Origin of the sequence: Streptomyces sp. NPDC006544 (assembly GCF_040611715.1) — a bacterium.
GTDB lineage: Bacteria > Actinomycetota > Actinomycetes > Streptomycetales > Streptomycetaceae > Streptomyces.
In genome coordinates this window covers 1-16,079 of sequence record NZ_JBEXOV010000047.1, presented here as the reverse complement: position 1 = coordinate 16,079, position 16,079 = coordinate 1, and the positions used below count along the sequence as shown (strand labels likewise).

Annotated in this window: 9 protein-coding genes and 2 pseudogenes; 8 read left to right on the top strand and 3 right to left on the bottom strand. The window is 73.3% G+C overall.

All coding sequences use genetic code 11. The annotated features are described in order from the left end of the window. Window positions 1-72 precede the first annotated feature (72 nt). Window positions 73-1,578: an SDR family oxidoreductase gene (locus ABZY44_RS21635; RefSeq protein WP_356656185.1), complete on the bottom strand. Its 1,506-nt coding sequence runs from the start codon at window positions 1,576-1,578 to the stop codon at window positions 73-75. Window positions 1,579-1,900: 322 nt separating this feature from the next. Here ABZY44_RS21635 and ABZY44_RS21630 point away from each other — a divergent pair, with 322 nt between their 5' ends. From ABZY44_RS21630 to ABZY44_RS21615, 4 genes are read left to right on the top strand one after another with little or no spacing between them, the layout of a single operon-like run. Continuing rightward, window positions 1,901-2,380, top strand: coding sequence for an Lrp/AsnC family transcriptional regulator (locus ABZY44_RS21630; protein WP_356656183.1), 480 nt, complete (start codon window positions 1,901-1,903; stop codon window positions 2,378-2,380). Window positions 2,381-2,432: 52 nt separating this feature from the next. Continuing rightward, the gene (locus tag ABZY44_RS21625; RefSeq protein ID WP_356656181.1) at window positions 2,433-3,110 is read left to right on the top strand and encodes an HAD family phosphatase; all 678 of its coding nucleotides are present in this window, start codon (window positions 2,433-2,435) and stop codon (window positions 3,108-3,110) included. A gap of 39 nt (window positions 3,111-3,149) precedes the next feature. Beyond that, on the top strand, window positions 3,150-4,511 hold the full coding sequence (locus tag ABZY44_RS21620) for a cytochrome P450 (protein ID WP_356656179.1): 1,362 nt from the start codon (window positions 3,150-3,152) through the stop codon (window positions 4,509-4,511). 44 nt (window positions 4,512-4,555) lie between these two features. Continuing rightward, the gene (locus ABZY44_RS21615) at window positions 4,556-5,656 is read left to right on the top strand and encodes an FAD-dependent oxidoreductase (protein ID WP_356656177.1); all 1,101 of its coding nucleotides are present in this window, start codon (window positions 4,556-4,558) and stop codon (window positions 5,654-5,656) included. Between the two features lie 66 nt (window positions 5,657-5,722). Here the strand turns inward: ABZY44_RS21615 and mltG are convergent, their stop codons facing one another. Both mltG and ABZY44_RS21605 read right to left on the bottom strand, forming a co-directional pair. Then, window positions 5,723-6,562: an endolytic transglycosylase MltG gene (mltG, locus tag ABZY44_RS21610; RefSeq protein ID WP_356656175.1), complete on the bottom strand. Its 840-nt coding sequence runs from the start codon at window positions 6,560-6,562 to the stop codon at window positions 5,723-5,725. A 261-nt stretch (window positions 6,563-6,823) separates the two neighbouring features. Continuing rightward, window positions 6,824-8,623 (bottom strand): annotated as a pseudogene (locus ABZY44_RS21605) (ABC transporter ATP-binding protein); the annotation flags it as partial. Between the two features lie 107 nt (window positions 8,624-8,730). On the opposite strand from ABZY44_RS21605, the gene ABZY44_RS21600 reads away from it, so the two are divergent. The 4 genes and pseudogenes from ABZY44_RS21600 (at window position 8,731) to ABZY44_RS21585 (ending at window position 15,995) form a co-directional block, all read left to right on the top strand. Beyond that, window positions 8,731-9,201: a MarR family transcriptional regulator gene (locus ABZY44_RS21600; RefSeq protein WP_356656173.1), complete on the top strand. Its 471-nt coding sequence runs from the start codon at window positions 8,731-8,733 to the stop codon at window positions 9,199-9,201. A 96-nt stretch (window positions 9,202-9,297) separates the two neighbouring features. Next, window positions 9,298-12,233: pseudogene (locus ABZY44_RS21595) on the top strand (FAD-binding and (Fe-S)-binding domain-containing protein). Between the two features lie 112 nt (window positions 12,234-12,345). After that, on the top strand, window positions 12,346-14,217 hold the full coding sequence (locus tag ABZY44_RS21590) for an ABC transporter ATP-binding protein (protein WP_356656171.1): 1,872 nt from the start codon (window positions 12,346-12,348) through the stop codon (window positions 14,215-14,217). Then, window positions 14,214-15,995, top strand: a complete 1,782-nt coding sequence (locus tag ABZY44_RS21585) for an ABC transporter ATP-binding protein (protein ID WP_356656169.1) — start codon at window positions 14,214-14,216, stop codon at window positions 15,993-15,995. Before ABZY44_RS21590 ends, ABZY44_RS21585 begins: the two co-directional genes overlap by 4 nt. Window positions 15,996-16,079: the final 84 nt, after the last annotated feature.

Genomic DNA, 16,079 nt, shown 5'->3' with positions numbered 1-16,079 from the left:
GCGCCGGGTCACGGTTGCGCCGGGTCACGGTCGGGCCGGGTCACGGTCGGGCCGGGTCACGGTCGGGCCGGGTCACGGTCGGGCCGGGTCACCGTCCAGGCGTTCCGCCGCGCGGGCGATGTTGCGGGCCATGCCGCCGAAGACGACGGCGTGGAACGGGGACACGCTCCACCAGTACATGTGGCCGAGGAGGCCGCGCGGGTGGAACAGCGCGCGCTGCCGGTAGCGGGCGCCGCCCCCGTCCCCCGGGGACGGGGGGTCGGCCCGGAGTTCGAGCCAGGCCAGGCCGGGCAGCCGCATCTCCGCGCGCAGGCGCAGCAGGCGGCCCGGGATGATCTCCTCGACCCGCCAGAAGTCGAGGGAGTCCCCCACCCGCAGCCGGGCCGCGTCCCGGCGGCCGCGGCGGATGCCGACTCCGCCGACGAGCCGGTCCAGCCAGCCCCGCAGGGCCCAGGCCAGGGGGAAGGAGTACCAGCCGTTCTCGCCCCCGATGCCCTCCACCACCCGCCACAGCGCCCCGGGCGAGGCCTCGACCGCACACTCCCGCTGGTCGGTGTAGAGGCTGCCGCCCGCCCAGTCGGGGTCGGTGGGCAGCGGGTCGCTCGGCGCGCCGGGCACCGCGGCCGAGGACCAGCGGGTGTCCACCCGGGCGTCCCGGATCCGCTGGAGCGCGAGGGCCAGGGCCTCGTCGAAGCCGATGGGCGCGCCCGGCGGGTCGGGGACGTGATCGGCGATGTCGTGCTCCGCGCAGACCACCTCGTGCCGCAGGGACTCGGCGAGCGGCCGGGCCAGCGCGCGCGGTACGGGCGTGACCAGGCCGATCCAGTGGCTGGACAGCCGGGGGGTCAGCATCGGGACCCGCAGGATCAGGCGGGCGGGCAGCCGTGCCACGACGGCGTAGCGGCGCATCATCTCCTCGTACGTGACCACGTCGGGGCCGCCGATGTCGAAGGCCCGGTTCACCTCGGGCGGCATGCCGGCGCTGCCGACGAGGTAGCGCAGGACGTCGCGGACGGCGATGGGCTGGCAGCGCGTACCGACCCAGCTGGGGGTGACCATGACGGGCAGCCGCTCGGTCAGGTAGCGCAGCATCTCGAAGGACGCCGAGCCGGAGCCGATGACGACGGCGGCGCGCAGGACGGTCGCCGGTACGGGTCCGGCGAGGAAGATCTCGCCGACCTCGGCGCGGGAGCGCAGGTGCGGGGAGAGGGAGTGGACGGGGATGCCGGCCGGGGTGAGGCCGCCGAGGTAGACGATGCGGCGGACCCCGGCGGCGTGGGCCTGCTCCGTGAAGGTCCGGGCGGCGGCGCGGTCGCGCTCCTCGAACCCGGATCCGGTGCCGAGGGCGTGCACGAGGTAGTAGGCGACGTCGATCCCGGCCATCGCGGACGCCAGGCTCCGCGCGTCGGTGACGTCCCCGCGGACGGTCTCGACCTGCCCGGCCCACGGGTGGTCCCGCAGCTTCTCGGGGGTCCGGGCAAGGCACCGGACGTGGTGACCGGCCTCGATGAGTTCGGGCACCAGGCGACCGCCGATGTAGCCGGTGGCTCCGGTGACCAGGCAGTTCATGCCCGTCATGGTTGTCTCCGCTCCTCGTTCCCGACGTTGCGCCGCCCCGTCCGCCCGGCCGCGTACCGCTTCGCACGCCGTCGCCGTCGCCGTCGCAACGTCGCCCGGACAGGGTCCCCCGGCGCGCACTCCCTTACCTCCCATTCCCCGGGGCGCCACGCATCGGATGCGGGAATCCCCCCGGACGGATCACCGGCGGCGGGACGCGGCCGCCGGGGCGACACGGCGGACCGGCGCCGACTGCGCGGAGCACGGCCGGCGCACCAGCGGCCTCCTGCCGGGGCCGCCACGGCGCCACCCCGGCCCACCTGCACGTTGATAAGGTCACGGCATGGCGGTGGACGAGCTCGACACACGGATCCTGCGCCTGCTGATCGAGCAGCCGCGCACCAGCGTCCGGGAGTACGCCCGCATCCTCGGCGTCGCCCGCGGCACCCTCCAGGCCCGGCTCGACCGGCTGGAGCGCACCGGGGTGATCACCGGGACCGGTCCCGTCCTCTCACCGGCCGCACTCGGGCACCCGGTGCTGGCCTTCGTGCACATCGAGGTCACCCAGGGGCACCTGGACGAGGTCGGCGACGCGCTGGCCTCCGTACCCGAGATCATCGAGGCCTTCTCGATCACCGGCGGCGGGGACCTGCTGACCCGGGTGGCCGCGCGGGACAACGCGCATCTCGAGGACGTGATCCAGCGGCTGATCCGGCTCCCGGGGGTGGTCCGTACCCGGACCGAGGTCGCTCTGCGCGAGCGGGTGGCGCACCGGCTGCTGCCGCTGGTCGAGTCCGTGGGACGGGCCGCACCCACATCCTGACAAGATGGCCCGGACAGGTACAGAACCGGCACGGGCAGGACGGACAGGGCGAATGATCTCCGTCATATTCGATCTCGACGGCACGCTCGTGGACAGCGAGCCGAACTACTACGAGTCCGGGCGGCGCACCCTGGAGCGGCACGGCGTCCCCGATTTCACCTGGGAGCAGCACTCCCGGTACATCGGCATCGGCACCCTGGAGACGCTGGAGATCCTCCGGGAGGCCTATGGGATCCGGACCCCGGTGGCACAGATGCTCGCCGAGCAGAACGCCGCCTACCTGGAGCTCGCCCGTACGCGTACCGAGGCGTACCCCGAGATGCGCAAGCTCGTCGAGCGCTTGCACGGTGACGGCGTCCCGATGGCGGTGGCCTCGGGGTCCTCGCGCGAGGCCATCGACGCGGTCCTGGCCGGTACCGGGCTGGACGCGCTGCTGACCACGGTGGTCTCCGCCGAGGAGGTGCAGCGGGGCAAGCCCGCTCCGGACGTGTTCCTGGAGGCGGCGCGGCGGCTGGGTGCGGATCCCGCCGACTGCGTGGTCGTCGAGGACGCGGCTCCCGGCGCGCTGGCCGCCCGTGCGGCGGGCATGGAGTGCGTGGCGGTCCCGTACGTGGCGGCCACCGCCGACGATCCGGCCTTCGCGGCCGCCGGTCTGCTCTTCCCCGCCGGTCAGCGGGAGTTCACCGCAGAGGCCGCCTACGGCTGGATCACGGAGCTCCGGCGCGCCTGATCCCTGGCGTCCTCGGGCCGGCGCTGTCACCATGCCGGGGTGACCGCCACCCCGCTGTCTTCGGGAGCCGAGCGCGGACCGCGCCGGTGGCCCCTGGTCGGAAACCTCCCTGCCTTCGCCCGCGATCCGCTGGCCTTCTTCGAGTCGCTGCGCGACGAGTACGGCGACTGGGCGCCCTGGGCACTCGGCCCGCAGCGCAACGTGCTGGTCTCCCGGCCCGAGCACGCGGGCGAACTGCTGGGCGCCGTCGAGTCCGCCTTCAGGCCGACCGAACTGGGCTGGGCCTTCCGCCAGTTGCTCGGAAACGGAGTGGTGGTGGCCACGGGCGAGGACTGGCGGCGCAAGCGGGCGCTGGTCCAGCCGTCGGTGCGCCCGCGCCAAGTGCGCACGTACGCGGCCACGATGGTCGAGTGCGCCGACGCGCTGGCATCCGCCTGGAGCGAGGGCGATCGGATCGACGTGCACCAGGAGATGGCCGGGCTGACGCAACGGATCGCGGTGCGCACCCTGTTCGGCGGCGACGCGGCCGGGCGGGAGGCGCCGATCAGTGCGGCCATGGCCACGGCCCAGCGGGAACTGAGCGCGGAGTTCCGGGGGGTGACCCTGTTCCTGCCGCCGTGGGTGCGGACTCCGGGCCGGCGCCGGATGCGGGCCGCGGTGGCCGTCCTCGACCGGGAGATCGAGCACGTCATACAGGAGCACGAGGCGGCCTCGGCGGCCGGCGAGGAGCGGGACGACCTGCTGAGCCGGCTCCTCGCCGCGCGGGACGGGAACGGCGGCCCGCTGTCGCGCAGGGAGCTGCGCGACGAGTCGATCACCCTCTACATCGGCGGCCACGAAACCACCTCGACCACCCTGACCTGGGCGTGGCAGCTGCTGTCCGGTGCGAGCGAGGCGCGCGGGCGGCTGACGGAGGAGCTGGACCGGGTGCTCGGGGGGCGGCTGCCGACGTACGAGGACTACGCGCGGCTGCCCTGGACCCAGCAGGTGGTCAAGGAGGCGCTGCGGATCTACCCGCCGATCTGGCTGATCTCGGCGGTGGCGACGGAGGGCGCGTCCCTCGGTGGGCGGCCGGTCCCGGCCGGTCTGTCGGTGTGGGCCAGCCCGTGGTCGATGCACCGGGACGCGCGCTGGTTCCCCGAGCCGGAGGCCTTCCGCCCGGAGCGGTGGGACGCGGACGCGCCCCATCCGGTGCCGGAGCACGCCTGGTTCCCCTTCGGCGGCGGCCCCCGCGCCTGTCTGGGTGCCCGCTTCGCCCTGGTCGAGGCCGCCCTCGTACTGGCCGTCCTGGCGCAGCGCTTCCACCTGGACAGCGGCCCCGGGCGTGCGAAGGTCCTGCCGGGGCTGACCCTCCAGCCGGTCGGGCGGGTCCTGGCGACGCTCCGCCCGACCCACCCGTAGCGGGGCGCGGGAAGATCCCGCCGCCGCGTCCGGTTGGTAGAACCGTGAACGAATCTTCGGAGCACGCCACGGCCGGCACGGCGGTCGCGGCCGTCACGGACGTGGTCGTCATCGGCGCCGGGCAGGCGGGCCTGTCGAGCGCCTACCATCTGGCGCGGGCGGGCATCGGCCACGTGGTCCTGGACCATGCGCCCCGCCCCGGCGGGGCCTGGCAGTTCCGCTGGCCCTCGCTGACCTACGGCAAGGTCCACGGCATGCACGCGCTGCCGGGAATGGAGCTCGTCGGAGCCGATCCGCTCCGGCCGTCCTCCGAGGTGATCGCCGGGTACTTCGCCGCGTACGAGGAGCGCTTCGGCCTGCGCGTGCGACGGCCCGTGGACGTGACGGCCGTGCGCGAGGGGGCGGACCGGCGGCTTCTGGTGGAGTCGGGCTCGGGCACCTTCTCGGCGCGGGCGCTGATCAACGCCACCGGCACCTGGGAGCGGCCGTTCTGGCCCCGCTATCCCGGGCAGGACGTCTTCCGCGGGCGCCAGCTCCACACGGCGAACTACCCCGGCCCGGACGAGTTCGCCGGGGCCCGCGTCATCGTGGTGGGCGGCGGAACCTCGGCGGTGCAGCACCTGCTGGAGATCGCCGAGGTCGCGGCGGAGACCACCTGGGTCACCCGGCGGCCCCCGGTGTTCCGCGACGGGAGCTTCGGCGAAGCCGAGGGGCGGGCGGCGGTGGCCCTGGTGGAGGACCGGGTGGGACGGGGGCTTCCCCCGCAGAGCGTGGTCAGCGTCACCGGGCTGCCGCTGAACGAGGCGGTCCGCGGCGGACTCGGGTCGGGGGTCCTGGAGCGCCACCCCGTGTTCGACCACCTCACGGCCGGCGGAGCCGCCTGGGCCGACGGGCGACGCGTGGAGGCCGACGTGATCCTGTGGGCCACGGGTTTCCGCCCGGCCATCGACCACCTGGCACCCCTGCGCCTGCGCGAGCCGGGCGGCGGCATCCGCCTCGCGGGCACCCGCGCCGTCCGCGACGAGCGCGTCCACCTGGTCGGCTACGGCCCCTCGGCGTCCACCATCGGCGCGAACCGGGCCGGCGGCTCCGCGACCCGCGAGATCAACCGCTTCCTCACGCGGACCCCGGCCGCCGCCCGTTGAGGAGTCCGTACACCGGGTCACCCGGAGCCCCGCCCGCGGGCAGAACCGGCCGGTCGCACGGACCCGTCAGGTCTTGTCGGAGGCCGAGCGGAGGCGGTTGAACTCGGCCACGTGGCGCTTGTGCTCCTCGTACGTCGACGAGAAACGGGTGTCACCGGCCTTCACCGTGACGAAGAAGAGCCAGTCGCCCGGGGTCGGCGCGACCGCGGCCGCCATGGCCTCCAGTCCGGGGCTGTCGATCGGCGTGGGCGGCAGCCCCTGACGCTCGTACGTGTTGAAGGGGTTGTCGATCTTCGTCTCGCTCAGCTTGGTGTCCACCGTGGAGCGGTTCAGCGCGTAGTTGATGGTGGAGTCCATCTGGAGCGGCATCGACTTCGCCAGCCGGTTGTGCACCACCCGCGCGACTTTGCCCATGTCGGTACGCGTGTCGGCCTCCGCCTCGATGATGCTGGCGAGGGTGGCCGTCTGGTACGGGGTCATACCGTGGGCCTTGCGGCCGGCCGTGACGGCTTTGGAGGTGAGCTTCTCGTTGGCCGTCTCGACCATGTACGTGAGCAGCGCGGCCGGGGTGGACTTGGAGGTCACCGGATAGGTGGCCGGGAAGAGGTATCCCTCCGGATTGCCCTTCGCCTCCGCGGGCAGGGGCAGGCCGGCTGTCGCGGCGGCCGCCTGGGCGGAACCGGCCGGGATCTTGAGCTCGCGATCGATGGCGGCGTAGACCTGCGGGGCCCGCCAGCCCTCGGGGATCAGCAGCTGGCGCGGTTTCTCGGGCGCGTTCCCCTGCGGCAGCAACGGGATCAGGACGGCGGCCCCGAGCCCGAGGAACGTGCCGAGGAAGAGCGCCAGCCGGCCCCGGCGGGTGAGCCGGGAACGGCGCGGTGACGGCGGCCGGTTCTCTTGAGGCATGCGGGAACACTAACCCGCGAACCATCTGAATTCCGGCATCCGGCCCACATCTCGGTCATACGATCACACATTCACCGGGGTCGGCTCCGTCCCGCGGAGCTTCTTGGGCTTGAAGGTCCCCGGCTTGAGCTTCGCCGCGGTGAGGCGCTCCGACTGCACGGCGCCCGCCGCCGTGAGCGGGCCCTCCGCCGCGAGTGGACCCTCCGCTGTGAGGGTGCGCTCCGCCGTGAGGGTGTTTTCCGGCTTGAGCGCCGTCTCGCGGTCGCGCCGGACGAGGGCCGCGTACCGGCCGTCGGCCTCCAGCAGTTCCTCGTGGGTCCCGCGCTCGGCGATCACGCCGGCGTCGAGTACCACGATCTGGTCGGCGTCGCGGACGGTGGAAAGCCGGTGGGCGATGGTGATGGTGGTGCGGCCCTGCGAGAGGTTGTCGATGGCGCGCTGCACGGCGTGCTCGGTGCGGGTGTCCAGAGCGCTGGTGGCCTCGTCGAGGATCAGCACCGGAGGGTCGCGCAGGATGGTGCGGGCGATGGCCAGGCGCTGCTTCTCACCGCCCGAGAAACGGTACCCGCGCTCGCCGACCAGGGTGTCGTAGCCGTCGGGCAGGGACGCGATGTGCTCGTGGATCTGGGCCGCGCGGGCCGCCTCCACGATCTCCTCGTCGGTGGCGTCCGGCTTGGCGAAGCGCAGGTTGTCGGCGACGGAGGCGTGGAAGAGGTAGGTCTCCTGGGAGACCACGCCTATGGAGCGGGCCAGCGAGTCGAAGTCGAGGTCGCGCACGTCGACCCCGTCGAGGACGACGCGGCCGCCGGTGACGTCGTAGAGCCGGGGGACGAGGTAGCTCAGCGTGCTCTTGCCGGATCCGGTCGGGCCGACGACGGCCAGGGAGCCGCCGGCGGGGACGGTGACGTCGATACCGGTCAGCGTCGGGCCGCTCTTGGCGTCGTACGCGAAGTGGACGTCCTCCAGCCGGACCTCGCCCCTGGCGCGGTCGAGGCGGACGGCGTCCTCGCGCTCGGTGATGTCCACCGGCAGGTCGAGGTACTCGAAGATGCGGGCGAACAGCGCGAGGGAGGTCTGGATCTGGACGCCGGTCGACAGCAGGCTCACGGCGGGCCGGAACAGGCCCTGCTGGAGGGTGACGAAGGCGACGAGGGTACCGATCGAGAGCGAAGGCGCACCGGTCTGCAGGGCTATGCCGGCCGCCCAGTAGATGAGCGCGGGCATGGCCGCCATGACGATGCCGATGGTGGACATGCGCCAGCGCCCGGCCATGCTGGAGCGCACCTCGAGGTCGACGAGCTTCTCGGACTCCTCGGCGAAGGAGCTGGTGAGGGAGTCGGCGCGGCCCATCGTGCGGCCGAGGAGGATGCCGCTGACCGACAGGGACTCGGTGACCGTCGCGGCCATCGTGGCCATCTGCTTCTGGCGCTGCGCGGTGATCTTCTTGCGCTCGCTGCCGACGCGACGGCTGATCCACACGAAGAACGGCAGCAGGAGCAGCGAGACGAGCGTGAGCCGCCAGTCGAGCGCGAGCATCGCGACGACGGAGGCGATGACGGCCGTCGCGTTCGAGACGAGGGAGGTCGCGGTGGAGGTGACCGTGGCCTGCATCCCACCGATGTCATTGGCGATCCGCGACTGCACCTCACCGGTCCGCGTGCGCGTGAAGAAGGACAGGGGCATCCGCTGGAGCTGCGCGTAGACGGCGGTGCGCAGGTCGTGCATGACGCGCTGGCCCACCGTGGTGGATATCAGGGTCTGGAGCACACCGAAGATGCTCGTGACGACGGCGGTGGCGATCATGCCCAGCACGAGCAGGCTGAGCAGTCCGGTGCGGCCCTGCGGGATCGCGACGTCGAGGATCGCCTTGAGCAGGAACGGCGAGGCGACGCCCACCAGCGAGGAGGCCGCGACCAGCACGCCGACGACGGCGAGGCGGCCGCGGTAGGGCCGGAAGAGGCCGACGATGCGTCGCAGTTCGCGCGGCCGCTCGGCCGGCGCGGGACCACCGGGATCGAGGGATTCCTTGGACGGGGTCCATTCGGGTTCCTTGGGGCGCATGGGCCTCCTCCATGACAGACGACCGGACTCGAATGAGCATAGCTCATTGTTACCTATGCTCACAATGAGCCTGGTCCTGATACTGTTCCCATTATGAGGACCGCAGCATGAGCACAGCTTCCGAGACGGACGCCCCCGACACCACCGGCAGCGTTCTCGCGGAGCAGCTGCTCCGCCTGACCCGGCGGCTCCACCGCATCCAGAAACGCCATCTGGAGCCACTCGGAATCACCCCGGCGCAGTCCCGGCTGCTGCGCACCGTCGCGCACCTCTCCACCGGGCAGCCGCCCCGGATGGCGGACCTCGCCGCTCGCCTGGAGGTCGTGCCCCGCGCCGTGACCACGCTCGTCGACGGACTGGAGTCCGCCGACTGCGTGCGCCGTGTGCCCGACCCGGCGAACCGGCGCGTCATAAGGATCGAGCTCACCGACACCGGCCGCGCCACGCTGCGCCGCCTGCGCAACGCGCGAACCGGGGCCGCGGAGGAGATCCTGGCTCCCTTGACCGCCGATCAGCGCGACGTGCTCGGCGGCCTGCTGAACGCCCTGGCGGACGCCCCGCCGGAGCTGCCCTGCTGACCGGGCGACGGGCCGGCCGAGAGAAAGCCGCGACTGCGCCGAACGAGTGAGCCGAGCGAGTGAGCCGGGCGAGCCGAACGAGCCGAGGAGTTGCGCATGCCGCTGCTGGAACCGAAGCCGGGGGCCCTTCGCCCGCGCGGCATCATCGGCCCCGCCCCCGACCGGGTGGCCGACCGGCGGGCGAACGGAACGCCCGAGCCACTGCGCCACGAGCTGACCGAGCTGCTGGGCGCCGACAAGGTGCTCTGGAAGATCTCGGACCTGGTCCGCTACGCCTCGGACGCCTCCCCGTACCGGTTCGTGCCGCAGGTCGTCGTGGTCGCCCAGGACATCGACGACGTCTCCGCCGTCCTCTCCTACGCCCACGGCAAGCAGCGCGAGGTGGTCTTCCGCGCCGCCGGCACCTCCCTCAACGGCCAGGCGCAGGGCGAGGACATCCTGGTCGACGTCCGCCGCCACTGGGCCGGCGTCGAGGTGCTGGACGGGGGCCTGCGGGCCAGGATCCGGCCCGGAACCACCGTCCTGCGCGCCAACGCCGCGCTCGCCCGCCACGGACGCGTCCTCGGGCCCGACCCGGCCAGCGCCCTCGCGTGCACCCTCGGCGGAGTCGTCGCGAACAACGCCTCCGGCATGACGGCGGGGATCACGAGGAACTCGTACCGCACCCTGTCCTCCCTCACCTTCGTCCTGCCGGGCGGGACCGTCGTGGACACCGCCGACCCGCGCGCCGACGAGGAGCTGGCGCACGCCGAGCCCGCGCTGTGCCAGGCCCTGATGGAGATCAAGAAGGAGATCGAGGCCGACCCGGTGCTCGTGGCCCGCATCCGGGCCAAGTACGAGATCAAGAACACGACCGGGTACCGGCTCGACTCCTACCTCGACGGCGCCACGCCCGTCGAGATCCTGCGCGGGCTGATGGTCGGCTCGGAGGGCACCCTCGGCTTCATCTCCGAGGTCGTCTTCGACACCCTGCCGCTGGACCGCGAGCTCACCAGCGCACTGCTCTTCTTCCCCTCCCTGCCCGCCGCGGCCGCCGCCGTGCCCCTCTTCAACCGGGCCGGCGCCCTGGCCGTCGAGCTGATGGACGGCAACACCCTGCGCGCCTCCGTGGCCGTCGAGGGGGTCCCCGCCGACTGGGCCGAGCTGCCCAAGGACACCACCGCCCTGCTGGTCGAGTTCCGCGCGGCCGACGAGGCGGGCCGCGCGCGCCACGAGCGGGCCGCCGCCGAGGTGCTGGCCGGACTGGACCTCGTCGCGCCCGTGGCCTCGGTGACCAACGCCTTCACCCGCGACGCGAGGACCGTCGCCGGCTACTGGACGGCCCGCAAGGCCTTCGTCACCGCCGTCGGCGGGGCCCGCCCCCGTGGCACCACCCTGATCACCGAGGACTTCGCGGTCCCGCCGTCCCGGCTGGCCGAGGCCTGCGAGCCCTCCTGGCACTGCAGGCGGAGCACGGCTTCGACGCCGCCGTCGCGGGCCACGCCGCCCACGGCAACCTGCACTTCCTCCTCGCCTTCGACGCCGCCGAGCCCGCCGACGTCCAGCGGTACGCCGCCTTCATGGACGCCTTCTGCCGGCTCACCGTCGAGCGCTTCGACGGCTCCCTGAAGGCAGAGCACTCCACCGGCCGCAACATGGCCCCCTTCCTGGAACTGGAATGGGGCCCCCGGGCCACCGAGATCATGTGGCGCACCAAACGGGTCGTCGACCCCGATCTGGTGCTCGCCCCACGGATCCTCCTGGACCGCGATCCGCAGGCGCACCTGCGCGGCCTGAAGACGATTCCGCGCGTGGAGGCCGTGGCCGACCCCTGCATCGAGTGCGGGTTCTGCGAACCGACCTGCCCCAGTGAGGACCTGACGACCACGCCGCGCCAGCGGATCGTGCTGCGCCGCGAGATGACGCGCCAGCAGCCGGGCTCGCCCGTCCTCGCCGGACTGCTCGACGCCTACGGCTACGACGCGGTGGACACCTGCGCCGGCGACTCCACGTGCAAGCTCGCCTGCCCGGTCGGCATCGACACCGGCGCCCTGATGGAGGACTTCCGCCACCGGCGGCACGGCCTGCGCGAGGAGCGCACCGCCGCGCTGGCCGCCGACCGGTTCCGCGTCGTCGAGGCCGCCGCCCGGCTCGCCGTGGCCGCCGCCGACAAGATCAGCGACACCGTCGGGGACCGCCTTCTGGAGGCCGTGACGGGGGCCGCGCGCAGGATCGTACGGCCGGACCTGGTCCCGCGGTGGCTGCCGCAGATCCCCGGCGCCGCGGCCCGCCGACTCCCCGAGACCCGGCGGGTGGGGGCCGCGGCCGTCTACTACCCGGCCTGCGTCAACCGGATCTTCGCCGGCCCCGACGACAAGCCGGGGCCCTCCCTCCCGCAGGCCGTCGTCGCGGTGTCGGCGCGGGCCGGAAAGCCCGTGTGGATCCCCCGGGACGTGACCGGAACCTGCTGCGCCACGATCTGGCACTCCAAGGGGTACGACGCCGGGAACCGGCTGATGGCCAACCGGATCGTTGCCGCGGCCTGGGGCTGGACGGCCGGCGGACGGCTGCCGCTCGTGGTCGACGCCTCCTCCTGCACCCTGGGCCTCGCGCACGAGGTGGTTCCCTACCTGACCGACGACAACCGGGCCCTCCACGCCGAGCTGCGGATCGTCGACTCGGTCGTCTGGGCGGCCGAGGAGCTGCTGCCCCACGTGGAGATCCGGCGCACGGTCGGCTCGGCGGTGCTCCACCCCACCTGCTCGATGCGCCACCTGGGCGACGAGGCGCAGCTGGTGGCGGTGGCCGCGGCCTGCGCGGACGAGGTGGTCGTCCCGTACGACGCCGGGTGCTGCGCCTTCGCGGGTGACCGCGGGATGCTGCACCCGGAGCTGACGGAGTCGGCGACGGCGAAGGAGGCGGCCGAGGTGACGGCGCGGGAGTTCGACGCGCACCTGTCGGCGAACCGGATGTGCGAGGTGGGGATGGACCGGGCCACCGGCCGGAGCTACTACTCGGCGCTGCTGGAACTGGAGCGCGCCACGCGCCCCTGAGGCCGTGAACCCTGCCGCTGCACGCCCCCGGCGACGGAAATTTGATTGCCCCGGACCGATGCGGAACGCGAACCTTGCACGGTTTGGACCACTCGACCAGTCATGGGGCGTCATGCAGATCAGCGATCTTCCGTATCCGGACCCAGGGGTACCCGACGCTCGCTCCGGCCCCCGTTTCCTCTGGTGGCTGGGGCGCGGCCAACTCGGCGGACAGGCCAAGAGCCTGAGCTGGGGCATGCTCCACTTCTGCGGCGTGGCGGGTATCCCGTACGCCGTGGGCCTGGGCGTCAGCGCGGTCGTGGACGGCGACGGTGCCCGGCTGCTGTGGGTGGGGGGCCTGCTCGTGCTGCTCGGCGTCGCCGTCTCGGTCGGTGACGCGATGCTGCACCGGACCGCCGTCACCAACTGGATCACGGCTGCCGCGCGGGTCCAGCAACTGCTCGCCCGCAAGACCGCGGAGCTGGGCGCCGCCCTGACGCGGCGGGTCGCCGCGGGCGAAGTGGTCGCGGTGTCCACGGGTGACGTGGAGAAGATCGGATGGTTCGTCGAGGCGGTCTCCCGTTTCCTCGCCGCCGCCCTGAGCCTCGTCATCGGATGCGTCGTCCTGCTCTTCTACGCTCCCGCGATCGGCGTGGTCGTGGCGATCGGCATGCCGGTGCTCGCCCTGGCCGTCCTGCCGCTGCTGCCGCGTGCCACCCAACGCGCCGACGTCCAGCGGGAGAAGGCGGGCAAGGCCACCGAGCTGGCCGCCGACACCGTGGCGGGACTGCGCGTGCTGCGGGGCATCGGCGGCGAGGAGCTGTTCCTCGGCCGCTACCGCGAGGCCTCGCAGGAGGTCCGCAAGGCGGCCGTGCGCAGTGCCCGGATGTGGGCGCTCATCTCCGCGATCCAGGTGCTGCTGCCGGGCGTCCTGCTGATCACGGTGGTCTGGTACGGGTCCGCGCTCGTGCTGGACGGCCGGCTGGACGTCGGTGAACTCGTCGCGGCCTTCAGTGCGGTGACGACCATGCTCTACCCGTTGCGGCACTTCGAGGAGATCGCGATGGCCTACTCCTTCTCGCGTCCCTCCGCCAAGCGGGCCGCCAGGGTGCTGTCGCTGACCCGGACGGGCGCCGGTGCGGATTCCGACGCCGTGTCCGCCTCCGCCACGGGAGCGGGAACGGGGCGGGCCGTCGTCGCGGAGACTCCGGGGGCCCCCTCGCCGGGCGGTGACCTGTACGACCCGGAGACCGGGCTGATGGCCCCGGCGGGCCGGTTCACCGCCGTGGTGTGCGGGGACCCCGACCTGGCGGGCAGGCTCGCCGAACGACTCGGCGGCCATCCGATGGACGACGTCGGCGGGCCCTCCGTACTGCTGGGCGGGGTCGCGCTGGACGAGCTCGCGCTGGACACGGCGCGCACGCTGGTCCTCGTACAGGACAAGGATCCGGTGCTGCTGTCCGGGAGGCTGCGCGAGCTGTTCGACGTGCCGGCTTCTGGAGCGGTCACGCCTTCGGCTGCGCTGGGGGCGGCCCAGTGCGCGGACGTGCTGGACGCTCTCCTGCAGTCCGCCCCGGACGGGGTGAGCGACCCGATGGACTCCCGGATCACCGAGCGCGGGCGGTCGCTGTCCGGCGGCCAGCGCCAGCGGCTCGCTCTGGCGCGGTCGCTGGTCACCGACCCGGAGGTACTGGTGCTGGACGAGCCGACCTCGGCGGTCGACTCGCACACCGAGGCGCGGATCGCGGACGGGATCGCGCGGCTGCGCGCCGGGCGCACGACGGTGGTACTGGCGTCCTCGCCGCTGCTGCTGGACCACGCCGACCGGGTCGTCCTGATCCATGAGGGCACGGTGGCGGCGAGTGGCACGCACCGCGAGCTGCTGCACGAAGACTCCCGCTACCGCGCGGTCGTCACCCGTGAGACCGAGGACGAACAGCGGCTATCGGACATGGAATCCGCACTGACCGAGTCCGTACTGACAGAGATCGAGGAATCCGCATGATCGGCGTGGCGCCGCCGCAATACGATCCGGCGGCCCCCGAAACGGCCGCGACGCTGCCCGTGGGCACGCCGGCGACCGTACGGGGTTACGTGCGCGGCCTGTTCCGTCGCCACCGGAGGGCCTTCTCGGTGCTGGTGGCGGTCAACACGGTCGCGGTGATCGCCTCCATGGTGGGCCCGTACCTGCTGGGCCGGGTCGTGGACCAGCTCACCGAAGGAGCGCGCGCACTGCATCTGGGGCGCGTGGGGCTGCTGTTCGCGCTGGCGCTCGGTGTCCAGGCCGTGTTCGTCCGGCTGGTCCGGCTGCGCGGGGCGATGCTCGGCGAGGAGATGCTGGCCGATCTGCGCGAGGACTTCCTCGTGCGGGCGGTGGGCCTGCCGCCGGGCGTGCTGGAACGCGCCGGGACCGGCGACCTGCTGTCGCGGATCACCACCGACATCGACCGGCTGGCGAACGCGATGCGCGAGGCAGTGCCGCAGCTGGCCATCGGCGTGGTGTGGGCGAGCCTGCTCTACGGAGCGCTCGCCGTGACCGCGCCGCCGCTGGCGCTGGCCGCGCTGGTGGCGCTGCCGGTGCTGGTGATCGGCTGCCGCTGGTACTTCAAGCGGGCGCCCCGGGCCTACCGTTCGGAGGCGGCCGGGTACGCGGCGGTCGCGGCCGCGCTGACCGAGACGGTGGACGCGGGCCGCACCGTCGAGGCGCACCGCCTCGGCGGGCGCCGGATCGAGCTGTCGGAGCGGCGGATCAAGGAGTGGACGGCCTGGGAGCGGTACACGCTGTTCCTGCGGACGGTCCTCTTCCCGGTCGTCAACGTCACGTACATGACGATCCTCGGCTCGGTCCTGATGGTCGGCGGGTACTGCGTGTTCCAGGGCTGGATGTCGGTGGGGCAGTTGACCACGGGCGCTCTGCTCGCGCAGATGATGGTCGATCCGATCGGCCTGATCCTGCGCTGGTACGACGAGCTCCAGGTCGCGCAGGTCTCCCTGGCCCGGCTGGTGGGCGTGCGGGAGATCGAGCCCGACGCGGGTGACGCGACCGTCTCCCCGCAGGGCCGGGACGTCCGCGCGGACGAGGTCCACTTCGGCTACCGCGAGGGCGTCGACGTCCTGCACCAGGTGTCGATGTCGGTGCCCCCCGGCACCCGGATGGCCCTGGTGGGGCCCTCGGGCGCGGGGAAGTCCACGCTGGGCCGGCTGCTCGCGGGCATCTACGCGCCCCGGACCGGCGAGATCACCCTCGGCGGGGCGGAGCTGTCGCGGATGCGGGCGGAGCGGGTGCGCGAGCACGTGGCCCTGGTCAACCAGGAGCACCACGTGTTCGTGGGCTCGCTGCGCGACAACCTGCGCCTCGCGCGTACGGAGGCCGCCGACACCGAGCTGTGGGAGGCCCTCGGCGCGGTCGACGCCGACGGCTGGGCGCGGGCGCTGGACGCCGGCCTGGACACCGAGGTCGGTTCGGGCTCGGCGGCGCTGACCCCGGCGCAGGCGCAGCAGATCGCGCTGGCCCGTCTGGTGCTGGCCGACCCCCACACGCTGGTGCTGGACGAGGCGACCTCGCTCCTGGACCCGCGCGCGGCGCGGCACCTGGAGCGTTCGCTGGCCCGGGTGCTGGACGGCCGCACGGTGATCGCGATCGCGCACCGGTTGCACACCGCGCACGACGCGGACGTGATCGCGGTGGTCGAGGGCGGCCGGATCAGCGAGCTGGGCTCGCACGACTCCCTGGTCGCGGCCGACGGCGCGTACGCGGCCCTGTGGCGCTCCTGGCACGGCTGATCGCGGCCGCGGCGTCCTCGGCGCGGCCGTCGTCCCGCCGGCCCACGGACGAGGCCCCGGTGCTCCGCACGTGCGGAACACCGG